An 18620-nucleotide genomic window follows, 5' to 3' on the forward strand; every position below is an offset into this window, starting at 1 on the left:
TAGATTATGAAAAACGCCCTCAAATAGCTTACTGCTAATTTATGAGGGCGGGGGAGTGGGGACTGCGGATTGGGCATTGGGGACAAGGAGAATAACCATGCCCCATGCCCCATGCCCTATTCCCAATTTAGACATTTACAGGCTGTTTATTATCGGCTGAATAATTGGTGCGATCGCTAATTACAAACTCCGTAAGCGACTCTTTTCCTGTAATTAATCTTGCTCCACGATTACGGGTAAAGTAATTCCATGCCCACTGAATCATCACTACTAATTTGTTGTTAAATTCAATTAAGAAGTAGATGTGAATCACTAGCCAAAACAGCCATGCAAAGAAACCTTTCAGTTTCATAAAGCCCAAATCTACCACAGCAGAATTGTGCCCAATCATCGCTAAACTACCATGATCGGTATAAGCAAAGGGTGGTAAACTTTTACCTGCAAGCCGCTTTTGGACTAGTTCTGCGACATATTCACCTTGCTGCTTGGCTACAGGTGCAACACCAGGTAGCGGCTTACCATTTTGATGAGAAAAATTTGCTAAGTCGCCAATTACAAAAATATTGGAATGTCCTTTAATACTCAAGTCAGGTTCAACAATAATGCGTCCAGCGCGATCGCACTCAGCACCTGTGCGTTCTGCTAGCACTTTGCCCATTGCTGAAGCTTTTACACCTGCTGCCCATAACACCGTTTTTGAGGCAATTTCTTTAACTTCATCGCCTTGTTTGAGGGTAACAGTATCATTTTCAATATTCGTTACCAGTGTTTTTGTCTGGACAATCACCCCCAACCGTGTCAGAGATGCTTCCGCTTCTTGTGATAACTCTGGTGCAAAGGGTGGCAGAATCCGATCCAGCCCTTCTAATAGCAAAATCTTGGCTTCTGATGTGTCGATGTTGCGGAAATCGTCTTTGAGGGTTTGATTTGCCAATTCTGCGATCGCACCCGCTAACTCTACACCAGTTGGGCCACCACCAACAATTACAAAAGTTAACCAAGCCCGGCGTTTTTCTAGATCGGTTTCTTTTTCTGCTGCTTCAAACGCCGAAAAGATCCGGCTACGCATTTCTATAGCATCTTCTACAGTTTTCAAGCCTGGGGCGAATTCTTCCCAGTTATCTTTGCCAAAGTAAGAATGCTTCGCACCTGTAGCAACAATTAATGTGTCATAAGCTATTGCTTCGTCGCCCACAATCACTTGTTTTGCTTCTGAATCAATATTATTCACTTCTCCCAGCAGCACTTTCGTATTCTTGCTCTTGCTGAGAACAGAACGCAACGGTGATGAAATATCCGCAGGAGACAGCGCACCTGTGGCGACTTGATATAGGAGGGGTTGAAATAGATGAAAGTTACGTTTATCGATCAGAGTAACGTTTACTGCTGCCTTGGCAAGTGTTTTTGCCGCATACAGTCCACCAAAACCACCGCCAACAATAACTACTTGATGTGGTGGATTATTGTCAAGTGAATTTACCATAAGAAATATTATCAGGTATTCCGACTATTGTAACTATTCTTAACAAATTTGTATCAAATTTGTCGTCATATATTTTGTATTGCTGTTTACATTTGAAGAATGATTAAAGTAATCAAAACTACAGGATAAATAGAACCTTTAAAGATAGAGCCTCAGACAATAAGATTTGGCAATATTTAATATGCCCTTTGCTTATGTAAATTTATCAACGGTAGATGTAAGATTTATACAAGTTCATTCAGAACTAGTTGATTCTGGTGTTTGAGTCAAACGTGGTGAATGAGTTCGCTGCCAACGGCTAAAACTATAGATAAGAGCAGCAAAAATTAACAAATAGGGACTGTAAACAATTAACCAAATACCCAACTTGAGTAAGCCAACAGAAAATGCACTCAAAGAGTGGGTAGAATTATTCCAAGTTTCTTGAACTTGCAAACCAAAAGCAGGTTGGGGACTGGTGCTAGAAACTGCGGCTTCTAGGTTGAGTGTAATTGTGGAATAAGCAACTTGATTTTGTAGGCTTTTGAGTTGGGCATTAATTTGTTCTATAGTTTCCCGGACATTACTCAGTTCTTGAGCAACACTAAGCACATCTCTGACAGAACCTGCCCGATCCATAATTTTTTGCAAATTAGCTTCAGTCTTCTGCAAATTGGTTAATCTAGCTTGGAAATCCACCAAGCGATCGCCGACATCTTCGGCAGTGATATTACGACTTTCAACAGTGCCTAATTTAGCTAGTTCTTCCAGAGTAGGTTCTAGCTGATTCTCTGGTATCCGCAATTGGATTGTTGCTGTGTAACGCGGGTTGTCACTTTTTGGTTGTTGTTGTTTCAAACCGATTAAATCTCCTTGCTGTTTATTAATAATTTGCGAAACAGCATCAATAGTCTTATCTACAGAGTTGACAGTTAAAGATATTGCTGCCTTTTTAATAAGTTGGGGGCGAGAACGGTTTATTGGTGCAGCTTCCGCCCTTTGGGAAATTCTGCTTTCCCTAGCAGGTGCGGCTGCTGGATTTGCTGCGCCATCGGCTGCAATTGGAGGTAACTGCTTATTTGCCAACCGAGGAGAAGAGGCGCAGCTGGTAAAAATTAACCCTCCTAACAATGCACTTACAAATAAAGCAGATGTGCGCGGTAATTTAGTCGAAGCGTACATAATCTATCCTCAGATGGATGAAGTTAACCCCAGTATTGCTGATGTAAAACTCAAAGCCTGTATTGTTGCGATTTATGTAACAGGAATTGGACATTGGGCATTGGGAATTGCTTATTTCTCCCTCATCTCCCTCATCTCAGAGTTCAAAGGAATAAATTCAATGACTCATAGTTAATCTGTGGTTACTCAAATTGAGGTACAATCAAAAGTCTGCCAATTTATGACGATGCTTGCTGACAGGAGATGCTTCTATGGCCCGGATGTATTATGACGAAGATGCCAATTTAGACCTTTTGGCTGGAAAAACTATTGCTATCATCGGCTATGGTTCTCAAGGTCATGCCCACGCTCTCAATCTCAAAGATAGTGGTTTGAATGTGATTGTGGGACTATATCCGGGTAGTAAGTCAGTAGCAAAAGCTGAAACTGCTGGGTTAACTGTGAAAAATGTTGCAGATGCTGCTAATGCTGCTGACTTCATCATGATTTTGTTACCTGATGAAGTCCAAAAAACGATTTACAAAAACGAGATTGAACCAAATCTAGAAGAAGGAAATGTGTTAGCCTTTGCCCACGGCTTTAATATTCACTTTGGGCAAGTTGTACCACCGACTAACGTAGACGTAGTGATGGTAGCACCAAAAGGGCCGGGGCATTTGGTACGGCGGACTTATGAACAAGGTGAAGGCGTACCAGCGTTGTTTGCAGTTTATCAGGATGCAAGTGGTCAGGCACGCGATCGCGCCATGTCTTACGCTAAAGGTATCGGTGGGACTCGCGCTGGTGTTCTCGAAACAACTTTCCGCGAAGAAACCGAAACTGATTTATTTGGCGAACAAGCTGTATTATGCGGTGGTTTGAGTGCTTTAATCAAAGCCGGATTTGAAACTTTGGTAGAAGCTGGTTATCAACCAGAATTGGCTTATTTTGAATGTCTGCATGAAGTCAAGCTGATTGTTGACTTGGTTGTGGAAGGCGGTTTAGCTAAAATGCGCGACAGCATTTCTAACACTGCTGAATATGGCGATTATACCCGTGGGCCGAGAATTGTTACTCAAGAAACTAAAGCTGAAATGCAGAAGATTCTCAGCGAAATTCAATCTGGGCAATTTGCACGAGAATTTGTTCTAGAAAACCAAGCTGGTAAACCAGGATTTACCGCTATGCGTCGGAAAGAAGCTGAACACAAAATTGAAGAAGTTGGTAAAGATTTACGGGCTATGTTTAGCTGGTTGAAAAAAGCTTAAGAATGTAGAGACGTTGCATTGTTGTAACGTCTCTCTACAATGATTTTAAAATTAGTACGATCTTCAATCTTGTATGTGTCAGAAAATCAGCTATGTTCATTGGTTTGAGGAGATGATGTTTTGCTGACTAATTTAAGCTTTTGAGACTTAGTGTAACTAACAATGTAAAGCTTTGTATCAGAATTCAACATTTCTGCTATTTCATTAATTCTGACAACATCTGCTCCAGAATATCTTCCATAGTTTCTTCGTCTAAAGAGTGCAGACTTGGTGGGCCACCGAGGAATTCTTTGATAGTGATCTTCTGCTCTTTAAAGTCCTTGACAAAATCCCGAATATGAGCAACAACGTTGATTTGTGACTCTATTGTTTCTAGCATCAAAGCTGTAGAGTCAATGCCTTTTTTAGCAGCTTTACGAGAATCAGAAACCATCGTTCCTTCTGGAGTTTTCTTTGCCAAACGTAGTTCCTGTTTCACATTTTCATATTGAGTGAGAAGAATTTCATTTTGCTGTTCTATAGTTCGACATTTACGAGTTAAATCATCTTCGCTATTCAGATCAATAATTTCTCCCACTTGGTGAAGTCGCTCAATTTCTAGAAGTCTTGCCAAATCACCTTCTTGGTAGGCTTGATTGATTGATTTCATGATTTCTGTATTATATGTCTGTGTCTCGCTGTCTTTTACCTTGTCAGGGTGGAAGATTTCAGCTAACCTCAGAAATGTTTCACGAATTTTTCTCTTATCCTTTGTTCTACCTACAGACTGAGATTCTACAGATTCTTGTGCTTGCCAATGTTGATAGCGATCTTCAGCAGTTTCCCTGGAAAAATCTGATTCTGGTTCGGGGTTGTCAAACAATTCGTCTAGCTCTTTATTGAATTGTTGACGATTCGGTTTGAGACAAATGATTCCTGTCAACTGGAGATTGAGGTAGACTGCCTCTATATTTTTGAGGGTTTGTTTCCCAAACTTTCTAGTAGTAAATATTTCATCAAATAGAGCATGAATTTCTTGGTCTAACTCAGCCATTTTTTGAAAGCTGGGACTGGCTTGATGAAAGATTTCCGTGGCGAAAGTTCGCGTCTGTTCAACAAAGTTATTCAGTTCAGTTCGCTTTCTCTTAATCTGCTTGAGTAGCGATTGGTGTTCTTTTTCTAGAAACTGTAAGCGGATATGTAATTGAGAGAGAGCCAGTGGAGTTGAAGAAGTTGATTGTAATGGAAGTGATTTTTTTCGAGGCATGAAATACGTATGTAAGTTTAAGGTTTAAAATATAACTGTCAAAGTAGTTGGGTCAATAGGACAAGAACGCAGAAGAGTTATGATACATGAACTGTGACTATTACCGCAAGGCGGAAGTCACGTATTCAAAAGTCAAAAGTCAAAATGAATATAGTGTAAGCGAGAAGTTAACTCATTAAATTGTACTTTGACCAAGACGGCAGTGTATCTGGGTTTACTCTGGTACAATTTGCACAACTTTTGAGTGGATTATCACTAACCAACAACAATTTTGTGGTTGTTTAATCGGAGTTAGGGACTTCTTGTCCCCAAGCGTGACGGTTTGCGAGGTGGTACTTTTACCATCTCGTATTCCATTGCTGAATGCAAGTGATTTTGGTAAGCGATCGCGAAAAGCAACAAATCAACCCATCCATTCAATCCACTGGGGCGCATCTGTCACCAGTTCGACCCAAATATGCAGGGGACATCGGTACGATTTTGCCATAATTGCTGGGCGCATTCTGGTTTAATTGCTAATTTTAAAAGTCATTATCCGTAAAGGGAACTATGGATGGTAAAAACCTTTTCAGAGATGGGTAAAATTGTAACCTTGCTGTATAATTATCTGTTTGTGATACTTCTAATTCAACTGGTTGCTGATTTTTTTCATCAAAGAGCAACTCGATTTGATAATCAGTCCAGAATTGCTCACCTAGTTCATCTTCCAAATCGAAAAGTTTTTGTTCATCACCCCAAATATTCGACCAAAGAACTATCCTACTAGCCCGAAAATGATTTTGACCATTTGCATCTGCAATTACAAAATATGCTTCGACAGTCAAATCAAATTCCAACTCATCGACCTCTGTTTCTGTGATATTACAGTTAACGAGTATTAAAGTATCTGGGTTAACATTTATTACTTGCTCTTGGCGTTTTAATAATTCTTGTAATACGAAATCAGGCAATAGCTGGGAACTCTCTTCGAGGGCTTGTTTTTGAGTTTCTGGTGAGTAACGAGTTTTTAACTCTTGCGTGATTAAAGTTAAAATATCTTCACTTTCTAAATTGACAACTATCTTTTTATCTGTGGGATTAAGGAAAGATCCTTGATTAATATCAATGCGTTTTTTCGTTGACATAGTTATAGTTATCGAAAATTATTTTAAGGTGATTATAACATTCAGAAATAAAGCTCAAACGAATTATGGAAAAAACATTATCTAATAGGCATTTGGATGTTTTTAGCAATGTTAGAATTTAGCATGGTATTTCGCTAGTTATAGTTTTCAAAATATCATTGACATTTTGTGAACTTATGGAACTAATACCAGCAGTTTTGGGAGATGAGCGAGTAATACTGTAATACTGGCGACCAAATCAGTTTAGTTATGAATTGTTTGGTTGCACGGTTGAGTTTAGATTTCCGATAATAAAGTTGATAGACAACCAAGAAAGGTTCTCTTCTCTAGAAGGGAGTTAGAGTAGCTAAAAATATTGTAGAGTATAGAATTATCCTAAGTATTGCCCTACACAACTGAGCCTATGACTACCGCACCCTTAACCTGGCAAGAACTAGAAACCCTCACGGACTATCAAATAGACACTGTTAATGGTCTTACCAATGCTAAAGCCAGGTTGCGCTTGTTTGGTCAGCCGGAATCTGATGTGCGGGTAACGCTGTACCGCGATAACCACGCTTGGTGTCCTTACTGTCAAAAAGTTTGGTTATGGCTAGAGGAAAAACAGATCCCCTATCGGATCGAAAAAGTGACAATGTTCTGCTACGGGGAGAAAGAAAGTTGGTACAAACGTAAGGTACCATCAGGAATGCTCCCCGCGATCGAGCTAGATGGACGGATTATTAAGGAAAGCGATGACATTTTGATCGCTTTGGAAAAGGTATTTGCTCCATTGAACCAAAGCATCGAAGACCGCATGGTGCTGACTCTACGTCAATTAGAACGACTTTTATTTAGAGCCTGGTGCGCTTGGCTGTGTTCAAAAGCTGGTTCCTCTCAACAAGAACAATTCAACCGAGAACAATTTATGGCCGTCGTGGCTAGGGTAGAGGAGGCTCTAGGTAGCACTCCAAGCCCTTACTTTCTATCGGGCTTCGGCATCGTCGATGTCATTTTTACGCCATATCTCGAACGGATGAATGCGAGTCTTTACTACTACAAGGGCTACTCCCTGCTTTCGGAAAACCCTCGCTTGAGCGCATGGTTTGCGGCAATGGAAAGCCGACCAACCTACTGCGGTACCCAGAGCGACTTTCACACCCACGTACATGATTTGCCACCCCAGATGGGAGGCTGTTGGGAAAACGGCGAAGCCCAAATGCTTCTCAATAAAGCGCGGGTAGATTATGGCCCCTGGTTCGGGCTACCAGATGTTACTTATCCAGAACCCGAAAACTCGCGCATGGAAGCTCTTCAACGAACTATCGAACACCGCATCAATATTATCCGAGTCAATCCCTTAGATGATAAATTGTTTGATCAAGCCCTACGTTGTGCTTTAACACACATGATGAGCAATGAAGACTGTGTACCTCCATTGGGATCTGATGTCGCTCTACGATATTTGCGCGATCGCATTAATGTACCGCGAGATATGTCCATCTACGCAGCCAAACGATTGAGGGAATCCCTGGAGAAAACCGCAGCCCTTGCAGGTGATGGGCAGCCAGATCCCATTCCCACTAAGCATCGACGAGATCAAGACCCGTCTAACTTTGTCATCAAGTAGGGTTCAGGTATCCATCCTGGCAGATCGCGCTCCTTTAACAATTAATAGTAAAAAGAAATTACTTTGCGCGATCGCAAAAACCTACCGCTTATATTGCGTGGAGCATCAGTAGCTAGCGAAATTACAGTGTCTGCTCAAAAATCGAATTATGCTCATCATCGGGTGGAACTTCCACAACAGCAGGCGGCGCAACAAACTTTTACTCTTGGAATACTTCTAATAGACATCTGCAATGGTGCCAGCATGATCTTTAGTCACTTCCACCCCAAGTCCAGGCAGGATTGCCATTCTTGAAACTGTTGTTTAGCACGACTAGAGGATAATTATTCGGATCGGAGCCACCAGCCAAATCTAAGATGAAGTAAACCTTACCTTTAACAAAGTGCATCCGTAAATAATTAAGGTGTTCAGAATAGGCTTGTCCATCAACTTTAGTTATTCCAGCAGATGCAAAGCATAAGGAATATTTCGGCTTGAGTGTACCAACCCATGTAACACTAAAGCTATTACTGGCTTGAACGGAGATGTTGCTGGCGTAGGCATTCAGGTTAATAGAGCCATCTGTTGCAAAACTCCCTTCTTGATAAGGATGAGGTTTTTCACCTGACTTTTCACTTTGTCTGGACAGTTTTGTTTAAGCTGATTTTCACTATAAACTTTTAGCTCAATATTTTGTGATTGATTTTGTGCTTGGACGCGCCAGTTGGACAAAAGAGGCAGTAAAGAAATACTTATGCCTATAATCAATATCATTGGTCTAAAAGAAATCATACTCATACCCGAACAAATATTGAATTTGATGTAGTATTAGATTTTACTAATTAATCGGCGAGATTCAAGCCAGTGTAATTACCGAGAAAGAGAAAAGGGAAATGTTGAAGAATAAAAAACTTTTCCCCACAATGCCAAGAAGTCAACAAGTCTATTTTTTACTAACCCAAGCAATATCTAACGCAAGTTTTGATTGGAAATTCTCGAAAAAATTGGGTTAGATATTGCTTGGGTTAAGGCTGACCAAGGAAGTCCTGTTTCCCAAGTTCGACACCGCAGTGTCTGAGAATGTTATATGCTGTTGTGACATGGAAATAAAGGTTTGGTAAAACAAAATAGAACAGATAAGGCATTCCTTGAAAAGATAGAGTCTTGTCACGCATTTGTAGGGTAATTTCTCTCTCTTCTGAACCATCAATTTGCTCAGGTTTGAATGTATTTAAATGAGAAATAGTTTTTTGAATGCGGTCAATAAGTTGAGGGAATGTAGTTTCATTATCCTCAAATTGGGGTGCTTCTATACCTGCTAATCGTGCAGCACCTCTATTTACAATGTCAGAGGCAATTTGCACTTGTTTTGATAACGGAAACATATCTGGGGATAGACGACTATTTATAAACACAGAAGGATCTATTTTTTTAGTTTCCGCATAAGTAGCACCTTTTTGGAGAATATTTACCAGATTATTCAGTGTGCGAATAGATACAGGTATTGAAGCTTGGTACATTGAAATGGTCATTGAGATTTCTCCACAAAAAGTTGAAAGGATTTTGAGCTGCCCCATCTAATATTAGGGGGTATTGACTGTGATACTGTGACAAAGAATATGGAACCGAATTTAGTCACAGATCCAAAGATACTGAATGTTTTAAACGAACTTATACAACTCTGGACGATTTTTCATCGTCCAGAGTTGGGGACGACACCAAGAAGAAGAAAGCGATCGCTTGGACTTGGAACGGAAAGTAGAACGGGCATTTTTTGAGGCAGGTAAGGCACTAGCAGAATTGCGCGATCGCAGATTGTACCGTTCCACGCACAAAACATTTGAGGAATACTGCTGCTGAGGAAAAGCTGTTGAGCGTGATAGAGAAACAATATTGAATTGATGATAGATTTGGCTTTGGGGTAAGTGGTTTAGGCTAAATCTAATTTTTCTCGAACTATTCCTTCATCCCTGAAGCCGACGAGTACAGCTGTTCCATGTTTGACGAAAAGGGGACGTTTAAGCAGCATTGTGTCATGAGTGAATGCCTCAATCCACTGTTGATCAGTCCAACTATTCTTTTGATCTCCTAAAGCGCGGTAGGATTGACCGGAGGTATTTCGCATGGAAGCAAAACCCAAAGACTTTACCCAGCTTTGAATCATCTCACGGGTAGGCGGAGTATGTTTGGTGTTAATGAACTCATAGTTAATGTTGTTGTTTTGGAGCCACGTCAAAGCTTTTTTGCAAGTGCCGCAGTTTGGAATGCCGTAGACTTGAATAAGCATAAAAAATTTTGCAACAATGTCTGGTGAGCTAGCCAGTGCTTCATTTTAAAATCAAAGTAAACAAGAATGTCTAATTGGTAGAAAAAACTAAATAATAGTTATGACCGTAACTACCTATAAATGGACAATTAAACGTTATCACCAAGCAATAGAGGCAGGTATCTTTGATGACCAGTCCATTGAACTATTGCGTGGCGACCTGATTGTTATGCCCCCAGAACGAGAACCTCACGCCTACTACAACACAGAAGCAGCTGATTATCTTCGCACACTGCTTGGTGAACGGATCAAGAGTACTGAGTCGGTAAATGTTGTCGGAGGGCGATCGCTAGAAGCCCCATGAGGCAATCAATACAAGCTATACTATTAGAAAAAAATCGGTCTTGTATTTGTTATTAGATAAAGAATCGAGCATAGGCGTAGCCCGTCGTAGACATCACTTGCTATACAAAAGCTCTAGAATTTAGAAATGGTAAGTGTTTTCGGAGAGTGACAGAAGAGGGATAAGCTATCAAGCCAACATAAAAATGCTGAACTGGAAAAAATCACGATCGCAAAATCTGTTAATGTATGGGCTGTTGGGAGCGATCGCAGTGGTGATGCTCTTTCCTTTACTGTGGCTAATTAGCACAGCTTTGAAATCGCCTACTGAAAATATCTTGCAGTCGCCGCCACAGCTATTGCCTGCATCACCGACACTAGATAACTTTTTTAGTGTGTGGAACTCTCTACCTTTTGGGCAATACCTGTATAACAGTACTTTGGTGTCAGTGCTGACGGTTGGCTTAAATCTACTGTTTTGCGCTTTAGCTGCCTATCCCTTGGCAAGATTGTCGTTTGTGGGGCGAGACTGGATTTTTGTAGCGATTGTCTCCACGATTATGATTCCTTTCCAAATCGTGATGATTCCCCTCTATATTTTGACAGTCCAGTTGGGTTTGAGAAATAGTTATTTAGGGATGATTTTTCCGAGTTTGGCTTCTGCCTTTGGCATTTTTCTCTTACGCCAAGCTTTCATGAGTGTCCCCAAAGAGATAGAAGAAGCCGCCCGAATGGATGGCAGTTCAGAGTTAGGATTGTGGTGGCATATAATGTTACCGGCGGTTCGCCCAGCATTGGTAACTTTAGCTATTTTCGTATTCATTGGTGCTTGGAGTGACTTTTTGTGGCCTTTAATTGTCATCCAAGACGAAAACTTATACACTCTTCCTTTAGGAGTCGCCAAGCTAGCAGGAACATTTTCCCTTGACTGGAGGTTGGTAGCTGCGGGTTCTGTAATTGCGATCGCACCAGTATTATTATTATTTTTATTTCTCCAACGTTACATTGTCCCCACGGAAACTGGTAGCGGTGTCAAGGGTTAAATAAGAAAGTAGAGATAAGAGAACACGGAGAAAAACTAATGACTAATGACAAATTCAATAAGCACCAGTCTTTTTAAATACCACCCAGATAGTTTTAATAATCAGACTCAGGTCATAAGTTACAGACCACTTGAGTTGATAATCTAGATCCATCTTTACAATAGTTTCAAAGTCTGTAATGCTTGAACGTCCATTAGCCTGCCATTCTCCGGTAATGCCTGGTTTTACTCGTAATCTATCCCAATGGTGTGGATCGTAATTGCTGACTTCATCAGGAGTAGGTGGACGAGTACCAACTAAACTCATATCTCCTACCAAAACATTCCAAAATTGGGGAAATTCGTCTAAGCTGGTACGCCGCAAAAACTTACCCACAGGAGTAATGCGAGGATCGTCAACAGATTTAAAGATGTGACCTTTGGCTTGGTTTTTAACCAAATGCTTGAATTTATCGGCATCAACGATCATCGAACGGAATTTCCAGATGCGAAAAGTTTTTCCGTTCAAACCACAGCGAATTTGAGAATAAAATATTGGACTTGGCTCATCAATAAAGGTAGCGATCGCTACAGGAATTGCTACTATAAATGTAATAATCAGCCCCACAATAGCTCCAACGATGTCAATTAACCGTTTTCTCACGCTTAAGGTTGACGGATGTAAAGGCTGTTGCAAACAATTAATTGAATAAAGAGAAAGATTATTCACAAGGGCTAACTTATCTTCTAACAGGGAATTTTGCATTAGTAGTGTAGACATAGAGATAATTTTTAGGCCGTTTTCACTGCTTCTGTTTTTACTACTGAGTATGAATGTACACAAAATTTCAGAAAAACAAACACTGCAAATCCAAAATTTACAGAATCTTTCAATTAAGCTAAGATATTGTAAATTTACAATATTTTCCTCATCAAATAAAGAAGATAGTGTTTTTTGCTAAAGTTCCAAAAAGTGAATTGCCAGTGGTGCTTTACAAAATTCAAAATGCTTACAACATGAGCATTTTGAATTTTGACTAGTATTATTATTGCCACCTTGATGCACTAAGTAGCTAGGCGTAATTAAATATAAGATCAAACCTCACCCTCAATCCCTCTCCGATACTTTCGAGAGGGAAGTCGGAGGGAGGGTGAGGTTTTATATTTAATTTGACCCATTGACTTAATCTCAATAATCAACCTCTAAAGCAAAATTCACTTTATATGGTTCATTGAGTGATTGTTGGTTACTAGCCTTGATCGCATCTAGATAACGACGCAGAGATAACAGTTGTTGGGAATTGGGACGATAGGTGAGACTCCCTTGTTTTTCAAAAAGTGGTGTTGTGGCGATCGCCTCATAGTCAGGATTTTCTTGTGAACTCTGGGTTAGCCAAGTTGAATCTGTAACTGAAGGTATCAATCCCGAAGGCAGTTCACCTTCCAAAAAAGCCAGCAGGCGTTCCTGACAAGTGCGAGTATTGATTCCGCGACCCTCAAATAACTGGATAACTTCACCGAAAGATAAGGGGCGTTCTGGTAGCAGTCGCAGCAATTCGGTAAATAAGAAATAATCAGTGTACTGTTGCCTGGGTATATCTAATATCTGGGGATGTAAAGGCAGCATCGCCAAACCATAAGCAACCCGGCTGCAATTAGGAGAACCATTTTCGCCCAGATATAAATCTTGGATAATCTTGGCACTGGGGAGTTTTTGCCTTAACCAACGGTTTACTGTCCCAACACAAGCCACCCCACCAGTCAATATAGCTTGATTAATGGATTCTGTGGGGATGCCACGAGCTACCAATATTTTGTTGAGTTCTCGATTCAGGCGGCGCACAAAGGGGATAAATACTTGGCTTTCTAAGTCTCTTCGCTGCAAAATCCATTGCTGATCGGCTAATTCTAGAGTAAAAGATTCTTGGTGTTGCAAAATTAGCTTTATGGCTAGTGCCGCCTCTAATACGGCCTGTCCCAGTAGAGAACTCTCTAGACGCTGCTGGAGGCGAATCCGTGCCGTGATATCTGGTTCTCCGACTCTAGGTAGTCCTAATTCTTCCAACCCTAAACTCTGCCAACGCATTTGGTCTAAACCAGGAATTGAGGGTTGCCATTGCCAAGGATTACTGCTGGTAGTTTTGTTATTGCTTTGTGTTTCTCTGCGTGATTGCCGAGATTTGGGTGGCAATAACAACTGGCAAATAATATCTTGCTCAATTCCTTTGCCAGCATAAGCAAAACTATGGAGCATGAAATCATTGTATGTCAATTGCAGTAGGTTTTCTGGGACATCGACTAGCAACATTTCTGTGGCAGATGTTCCAATGTTAATTACCAGGGTGTTACCCACAATGGAATGTTCGCTAGTTTTTGCAGGTTGAGAACCTTGAGATTGGCTTAATTTTACTTGCTCACCGTTAGCAGCATCGAGTTCTGGGAGTAAACTAGCGATCGCTTCTTCTACAAAAAAGACTTGCTGCGGATGTTGGATAAGTTTACTAGTAAGTAAAGCTTCCCGGACGTTAAAGCGGTATTGTTCCGACCAACTAAATGGACAGGTGCAAATTACACCAGCAATATTATTGATAATCTGCGGAAAATCTTGTTCGCCGATCCCAAGGGCAGCAGCCATTAAATTAGGGGTGGTACTTGTTTTTTCAGATTTTAGGGTTAACAGTAGCTTAGAGAGCGATCGCACAACCCAAATTAAAGGCCCTGCCGAAAATTCATTTAATTGCAAAACAGGTTCCCATTTTTGCCGTTCACTCTTGTAGGGAATAGCTATTTGTAAATAGGGCTTCAACTGTGCCGAGTAGAGATTATTTGTTGTCGAATCTGCTGTTGATCTAGTTGTTGTAGGAGTAGTAGCCGAGTGATCGGGCGTTTTATCTTGAGCAACAGCCGCAGGTACTGTCTGATCGTGGACTTCAATGCTTTCATTTTCTCCCTGGGGTATAGAAGCTGTAGGAAGATAAACCTCTGTTGGTAAACGAAATGATTGCTGAAATGGACTTGTTTTTGACGGATTTTCTGCTGACCAGTATATAGGATGTACAACAAAAGTAGAGCGATTTAATAATGTAGCAGAAATTCCTGTTGTACCTAAATCAATTCCTAAATACCAAACTGACTCTCCAACATGGAGCGAAACTTCTGGATTGTTGGTGGAGTTAGAAATTGAAGGTAAAGAACTGTCTTGAATGGGAGTTGTGACTTCCTTTTTTTCTTCAGTTTCGACCTGGGGAACTGCCAAACTGGATAAAGTCGCAGTTGAGGTATTTTCTGTTTGCGACTCAGGGGGAGTTGTGGGGATTGTGTCTTGAGTTTTATCAATCAGTTCCGAGGAAATATCAAAGTTGGTAGATGGCTGTGACTCAGAATTTAGCTGCCGATCAAAATTAGCTAAATCCCGATCTAATTGCTGCAACTGTTCTTCATCTAAAGAAATATCAGGTATGGCTGGAGACTGGTTTGACTCAACATAGAGCAAGTTTTCTTGAGGCGAAGCAGCAATGTAGTTATCTACAAACGGTTCTGGCTGATCCTTGTCGATCAATATTTCTGGTGGAGCGATACCAACTCTTGGAGAGGCTACGTCAACGGTAGGCTTTGCTAACGCAATTTCTGGTACTTCTGGAGTAACTGTTGCTGTAGTTGTACCACTATCCACAAAGGATGAAATTTCGACTTCCACCACTTCTTGCTCACTAACTGTATCAGGCAATAGTTCAGTTAGGGCATTAATTGTATCAACACTAGCTGGTGACTGAGTGTCAAGTTGAGTAGGGGAACTGTCTGTTTGTGGTGTAGGAAAGCTAAAAGGCGAATCGAAGTTAGTATCCTCTTCAAAAAAACTAGCTATCTGAGGGTCGAGTTCCGTGGGGGAACTGTCTGTTTGTGGTGTAGGAAAGCTAAAAGGCGAATCGAGGTCAGTATCCTCTTCAAAAAATAGTTCTTCCTGTGGCTGTGGTGATAAATCTGTGGTTTCTACTAAAGTCTCTTGGGCTGAAATACCTGTATCTTGTATCACAACCGCAGAATCCCCAGTTGGAGGGATAGATGGACTCTCAGCGATATTCTGGAAAGCTGTGGAAGCAGATAAGTCGTTTGTGGCTACATCAAGACTGAGATTATTAAAATCACCAGTACCAAACAAACTGGCGTAAAGTTGGTCTACTTCATCACCAACTAATGCAGAAATATCTTGTGTTAATTCGGTCGGGGTTTCAGAAGATTGAGACGAGTCTATACCAAGTTGCAACAGCACTGCATCTAAATCATCTGTGAGGGTCGTATCCTGTTGCTCAGAATTAATTATCGGTGGAAATGAAATTTCTGGCAGGATTTGCTCCAAAGGTTGGGGCGCAGTTTCAGGAGCGATCGCGGCTAGCTCAGGCAATGATGGTAATATATCAGATTCTCCTACTGAGATAGATGATGGAGAATTAGGGGATTGTTGCTGTAAATGCTGGGTTAAATTATTGAGAAAGCTAGACATCAACTGTTCGCCTTCCATTCCCTTGCCATGCATCCTTGCCAGTGCTTGCGACAGTGATTCGTAATAAGTATTAATATTGCGCTGTAGTGCCTCAAATACTACATTCACAGTTCCATCTAGTGATAATAAGCGTTGATCTAACTCTCTAGCTAGCTGGGTTAACTGCTCCACACGGTCTGCTGATTCTAATAAAGGTTGAGTTACAGAGGTTGCTGATTCTGAGTTTACCTGATTAATTACTCCTGAAGAAATGGCAGAATTTTCCCCCGTTTGTGCTAATAGTGGCGTTAAAGTTGGCACAAGGCGACTCATGAGTACTTGTAAAAACTCGGTAATCATTTGATCCTGGTTTGTCAACTGCTGCGCTAAGGAGTAGTTTTGCAATCGCCTTTGCTCTAGCTGCCGAATTTCTTGTATGAGAGTGGCTTGCTCTTGCAACAGCCGTTCTAATTCCGATCGCAATGGCTGGATCAAACTCGAAAATTCATTTTTTAATTGTCCGCTTACAACAGAACTCTCTTCCTGATTGGCTTCGAGAGGCGGTAGTGGATACTGGTTATAACCTCGATCGATAAATTTTGTTAATAAAGGCGATCGCTCCGACAACGCCAAGGGCGATCGCGGTTCTTCAGAAGACTGATTTGCGATGCCGCTCTCTAATGCTTCTTTTTCTTGGAGCCTCACCAAGAAGTTGCGAATTCGTTCTAAAACCTCTTTAGGCTCCTGCGCCTGACCAGGTAGAAATCTAGACAAACGCTTGCCCCCACTGGCAAGTAAGTTGTCAATGTCTGCGATCAGCTTTTGAATTTCATCTGCACTGGAAGTCACTTTTATTACCTTACCTAAAAATGTATGTTCACTAATGTGACAATTACTTTACAATCACCAAGGTTTTGAGTAGCAAGAGCCACTGCTTGGACTTGTGACTGTCATTATGTTATGGATTACTGGGAGTCGTGGCAATCTTCAGTCAGGGTTTGGTTAACAAAAAAGGTAGTTTAAGAGAGAAGAATCTACTCTCTCTCTCTTGCAGCGACCAAAGTAAGCCAACAGGAATTTAAGTCTCGCGCCAAAATCTGCAATTTTGTAGCTTGCTTGCAATTAGATGAAGTTGAGAGTAACAGATAAATCCCAATTTCCTGCTTCCTGCCTTCTTTAGAAGTTTTGCCGCTCATTGGTTGCTTATTTTTGAAAATCGGTAAAATACCTGAGCAATAATTTACTCCCTTTAGTATCATTGATGTTGTTTGCCTATATTTTTAACTAATCAAGTTTGCAGTGCAGCTAGCCCCTAAGCAATACAACTGCCGGCTATAAACTACTTTTTGCAAAACTTTTACCCCGTTTTTACTTATAGGTAAAGATTGTTTAGAAAAACGTTCTTGTCGCTTTCTTATGTAGCATAGTTTAGTTTTCTCTCTCAAAGGGAGCTGTGCCTTGATGGTTTAGGCTGAAAATGGCGCTCTTGTTTGTTGTGTGTATATGCTTGAATAAAAATGTCCTAATGGAAGACCGATATAGCTTGCAAGCACAGGCTAATCCCTGGATGATCGCCTCGGCTCCCTTTTTTCAAGGGTTGCCAGAACCTGCTGTGGAATCAGCCCTCATTCATCTTGTCACCCGCACTCACCCAGCCAATCAGGTGATTCTGCTAGAAAATGACTGGGGTGGTTCTGTGTATTTTATTATGGACGGATGGGTGAAAATTCGCACCTACAATCTGGAAGGAAAAGAGGTAACGCTGAATATTCTTGGTAAAGGGGAATTGTTTGGTGAAATGGCAGCGCTAGATGAAGTCCCTCGATCCACAGATGTGATTACCTTGGCCCCGACAGTAATTGGCAGTATGCCTGCTCAGGATTTTGTCAAGTTACTTCATATAGAACCCTTGGCAGGAGTTCGATTAGCGCAACTAATGGCGCGACGTTTGCGGCAAGTAAATCGCCGATTGCGGTTGCGGGAATCTGATAGCCAGTCACGGGTGGCAGATACGTTGCTATTTCTGGCAGAAGGACAGGGAAAAAAAGGGCAAACAGGAACCGAAATCCCGAATTTACCTCATCGGGAATTGAGTAGCTTGAGCGGACTAGCACGAGAAACTGTAACACGAGTGTTGACAAGGCTAGAAAAAAAAGGCTTGATTAGACGGGATCAAGACACTGTTTGTATTCCAGACTTGTCAGCTTTAGAAAGAATGATCGTGTGAACTGCCCTGTCGTATAAACGGACGGGGCTTCCCAATTCATCGGGAATAGCCTCCAGCACTCCGTAGTACTAGAAAGTCTGGCATTCCCTCCAAGGGCAGGAGTCCTGATTCCCAGCGAAAAGTCTGTGCGTCCCGGTTTCCGGGCGCAGAACTTTTCAAGACAAGACCAAAATCTTTTTCTTGCAACATGTACCCTTACGGGTTCGGCACTTCCTTCAAGTCGGGGAACCGCAAGGGCGGAGTGCCTCACCTGTTAGCTTGGTTTTTGCTTATGGCATTGATGGTGAAAAACGCGGTCTTGAGGGTTTCCCTCAAAGAGCGATTTTGAACCCGGAGGGTCAAGACCGCGACTATTTTACCAGAGAAATCACCCGCTCACAATCCCCACCCATGAGTACATTGAGCCTGGGGAGTGTGATTCGTTAAGAACTTGTT

At 41.4% G+C, this 18620-nt stretch carries 18 protein-coding genes and 1 pseudogene; 8 read left to right on the forward strand and 11 right to left on the reverse strand.

Features of this window, described 5'->3' with window-relative positions; all coding sequences use genetic code 11:
• Positions 1–127 precede the first annotated feature (127 nt).
• Together V7K98_RS02625 and V7K98_RS02630 are read right to left on the reverse strand one after the other, a co-directional pair.
• Entirely contained in the window at positions 128–1483 is a 1356-nt protein-coding gene (locus V7K98_RS02625; RefSeq protein WP_335019275.1) for an NAD(P)/FAD-dependent oxidoreductase, read from the reverse strand.
• Positions 1484–1717: 234 nt separating this feature from the next.
• Positions 1718–2644: a DUF4349 domain-containing protein gene (locus V7K98_RS02630; RefSeq protein ID WP_335019276.1), complete on the reverse strand. Its 927-nt coding sequence runs from the start codon at positions 2642–2644 to the stop codon at positions 1718–1720.
• A 13-nt stretch (positions 2645–2657) separates the two neighbouring features.
• Here V7K98_RS02630 and V7K98_RS02635 point away from each other — a divergent pair, with 13 nt between their 5' ends.
• Positions 2658–2819, forward strand: a complete 162-nt coding sequence (locus V7K98_RS02635) for a hypothetical protein (protein ID WP_335019277.1) — start codon at positions 2658–2660, stop codon at positions 2817–2819.
• A 76-nt stretch (positions 2820–2895) separates the two neighbouring features.
• On the forward strand, positions 2896–3891 hold the full coding sequence (ilvC, locus tag V7K98_RS02640; RefSeq protein ID WP_335019278.1) for a ketol-acid reductoisomerase: 996 nt from the start codon (positions 2896–2898) through the stop codon (positions 3889–3891).
• Positions 3892–4087: 196 nt separating this feature from the next.
• Here the strand turns inward: ilvC and V7K98_RS02645 are convergent, their stop codons facing one another.
• Positions 4088–5137, reverse strand: a complete 1050-nt coding sequence (locus tag V7K98_RS02645; protein WP_335019279.1) for a J domain-containing protein — start codon at positions 5135–5137, stop codon at positions 4088–4090.
• Positions 5138–5466: 329 nt separating this feature from the next.
• Between V7K98_RS02645 and V7K98_RS02650 the strand changes: the two genes are divergently transcribed.
• Positions 5467–5649, forward strand: a complete 183-nt coding sequence (locus V7K98_RS02650) for a hypothetical protein (protein ID WP_335019280.1) — start codon at positions 5467–5469, stop codon at positions 5647–5649.
• A gap of 9 nt (positions 5650–5658) precedes the next feature.
• Here the strand turns inward: V7K98_RS02650 and V7K98_RS02655 are convergent, their stop codons facing one another.
• A complete protein-coding gene (locus V7K98_RS02655) occupies positions 5659–6261 on the reverse strand; it encodes a hypothetical protein (RefSeq protein WP_335019281.1) in 603 nt (200 codons plus the stop codon).
• Positions 6262–6664: 403 nt separating this feature from the next.
• On the opposite strand from V7K98_RS02655, the gene V7K98_RS02660 reads away from it, so the two are divergent.
• Positions 6665–7870 carry a glutathione S-transferase family protein gene (locus tag V7K98_RS02660; protein WP_335019282.1) on the forward strand — a complete coding sequence of 402 codons (1206 nt, stop codon included), beginning with the start codon at positions 6665–6667 and terminating at the stop codon, positions 7868–7870.
• 250 nt (positions 7871–8120) lie between these two features.
• Here the strand turns inward: V7K98_RS02660 and V7K98_RS02665 are convergent, their stop codons facing one another.
• The 5 genes from V7K98_RS02665 to V7K98_RS02685 all read right to left on the reverse strand — a co-directional run bounded on the left by V7K98_RS02665 (position 8121) and on the right by V7K98_RS02685 (position 10136).
• Positions 8121–8258, reverse strand: coding sequence for a hypothetical protein (locus V7K98_RS02665; protein WP_335019283.1), 138 nt, complete (start codon positions 8256–8258; stop codon positions 8121–8123).
• Positions 8259–8413: 155 nt separating this feature from the next.
• Complete coding sequence (locus V7K98_RS02670; protein ID WP_335019284.1) at positions 8414–8623, reverse strand: hypothetical protein; 210 nt, start codon at positions 8621–8623, stop codon at positions 8414–8416.
• A 251-nt stretch (positions 8624–8874) separates the two neighbouring features.
• Positions 8875–9381 carry a DUF1993 domain-containing protein gene (locus V7K98_RS02675; protein WP_335019285.1) on the reverse strand — a complete coding sequence of 169 codons (507 nt, stop codon included), beginning with the start codon at positions 9379–9381 and terminating at the stop codon, positions 8875–8877.
• Positions 9382–9510: 129 nt separating this feature from the next.
• The gene (locus V7K98_RS02680; protein ID WP_335019286.1) at positions 9511–9678 is read right to left on the reverse strand and encodes a hypothetical protein; all 168 of its coding nucleotides are present in this window, start codon (positions 9676–9678) and stop codon (positions 9511–9513) included.
• A 101-nt stretch (positions 9679–9779) separates the two neighbouring features.
• Entirely contained in the window at positions 9780–10136 is a 357-nt protein-coding gene (locus V7K98_RS02685) for a Spx/MgsR family RNA polymerase-binding regulatory protein (protein WP_335019287.1), read from the reverse strand.
• A gap of 100 nt (positions 10137–10236) precedes the next feature.
• Here V7K98_RS02685 and V7K98_RS02690 point away from each other — a divergent pair.
• Positions 10237–10428, forward strand: a pseudogene (locus tag V7K98_RS02690) (Uma2 family endonuclease); the annotation flags it as partial.
• 235 nt (positions 10429–10663) lie between these two features.
• A complete protein-coding gene (locus V7K98_RS02695) occupies positions 10664–11500 on the forward strand; it encodes a carbohydrate ABC transporter permease (RefSeq protein WP_335019288.1) in 837 nt (278 codons plus the stop codon).
• Positions 11501–11554: 54 nt separating this feature from the next.
• Here the strand turns inward: V7K98_RS02695 and V7K98_RS02700 are convergent, their stop codons facing one another.
• On the reverse strand, positions 11555–12244 hold the full coding sequence (locus V7K98_RS02700; RefSeq protein ID WP_442940388.1) for a sugar transferase: 690 nt from the start codon (positions 12242–12244) through the stop codon (positions 11555–11557).
• A gap of 423 nt (positions 12245–12667) precedes the next feature.
• Positions 12668–16807, reverse strand: a complete 4140-nt coding sequence (locus V7K98_RS02705; protein WP_335019290.1) for a hypothetical protein — start codon at positions 16805–16807, stop codon at positions 12668–12670.
• A gap of 676 nt (positions 16808–17483) precedes the next feature.
• Between V7K98_RS02705 and V7K98_RS02710 the strand changes: the two genes are divergently transcribed.
• Together V7K98_RS02710 and V7K98_RS02715 are read left to right on the forward strand one after the other, a co-directional pair.
• Positions 17484–18185, forward strand: coding sequence for a Crp/Fnr family transcriptional regulator (locus V7K98_RS02710; protein WP_335019291.1), 702 nt, complete (start codon positions 17484–17486; stop codon positions 18183–18185).
• A 180-nt stretch (positions 18186–18365) separates the two neighbouring features.
• Complete coding sequence (locus tag V7K98_RS02715) at positions 18366–18611, forward strand: hypothetical protein (RefSeq protein WP_335019292.1); 246 nt, start codon at positions 18366–18368, stop codon at positions 18609–18611.
• The last annotated feature ends 9 nt before the right edge of the window (positions 18612–18620 follow it).

The sequence above is a fragment of the Nostoc sp. genome (assembly GCF_036917435.1).
Lineage (GTDB): Bacteria > Cyanobacteriota > Cyanobacteriia > Cyanobacteriales > Nostocaceae > Nostoc.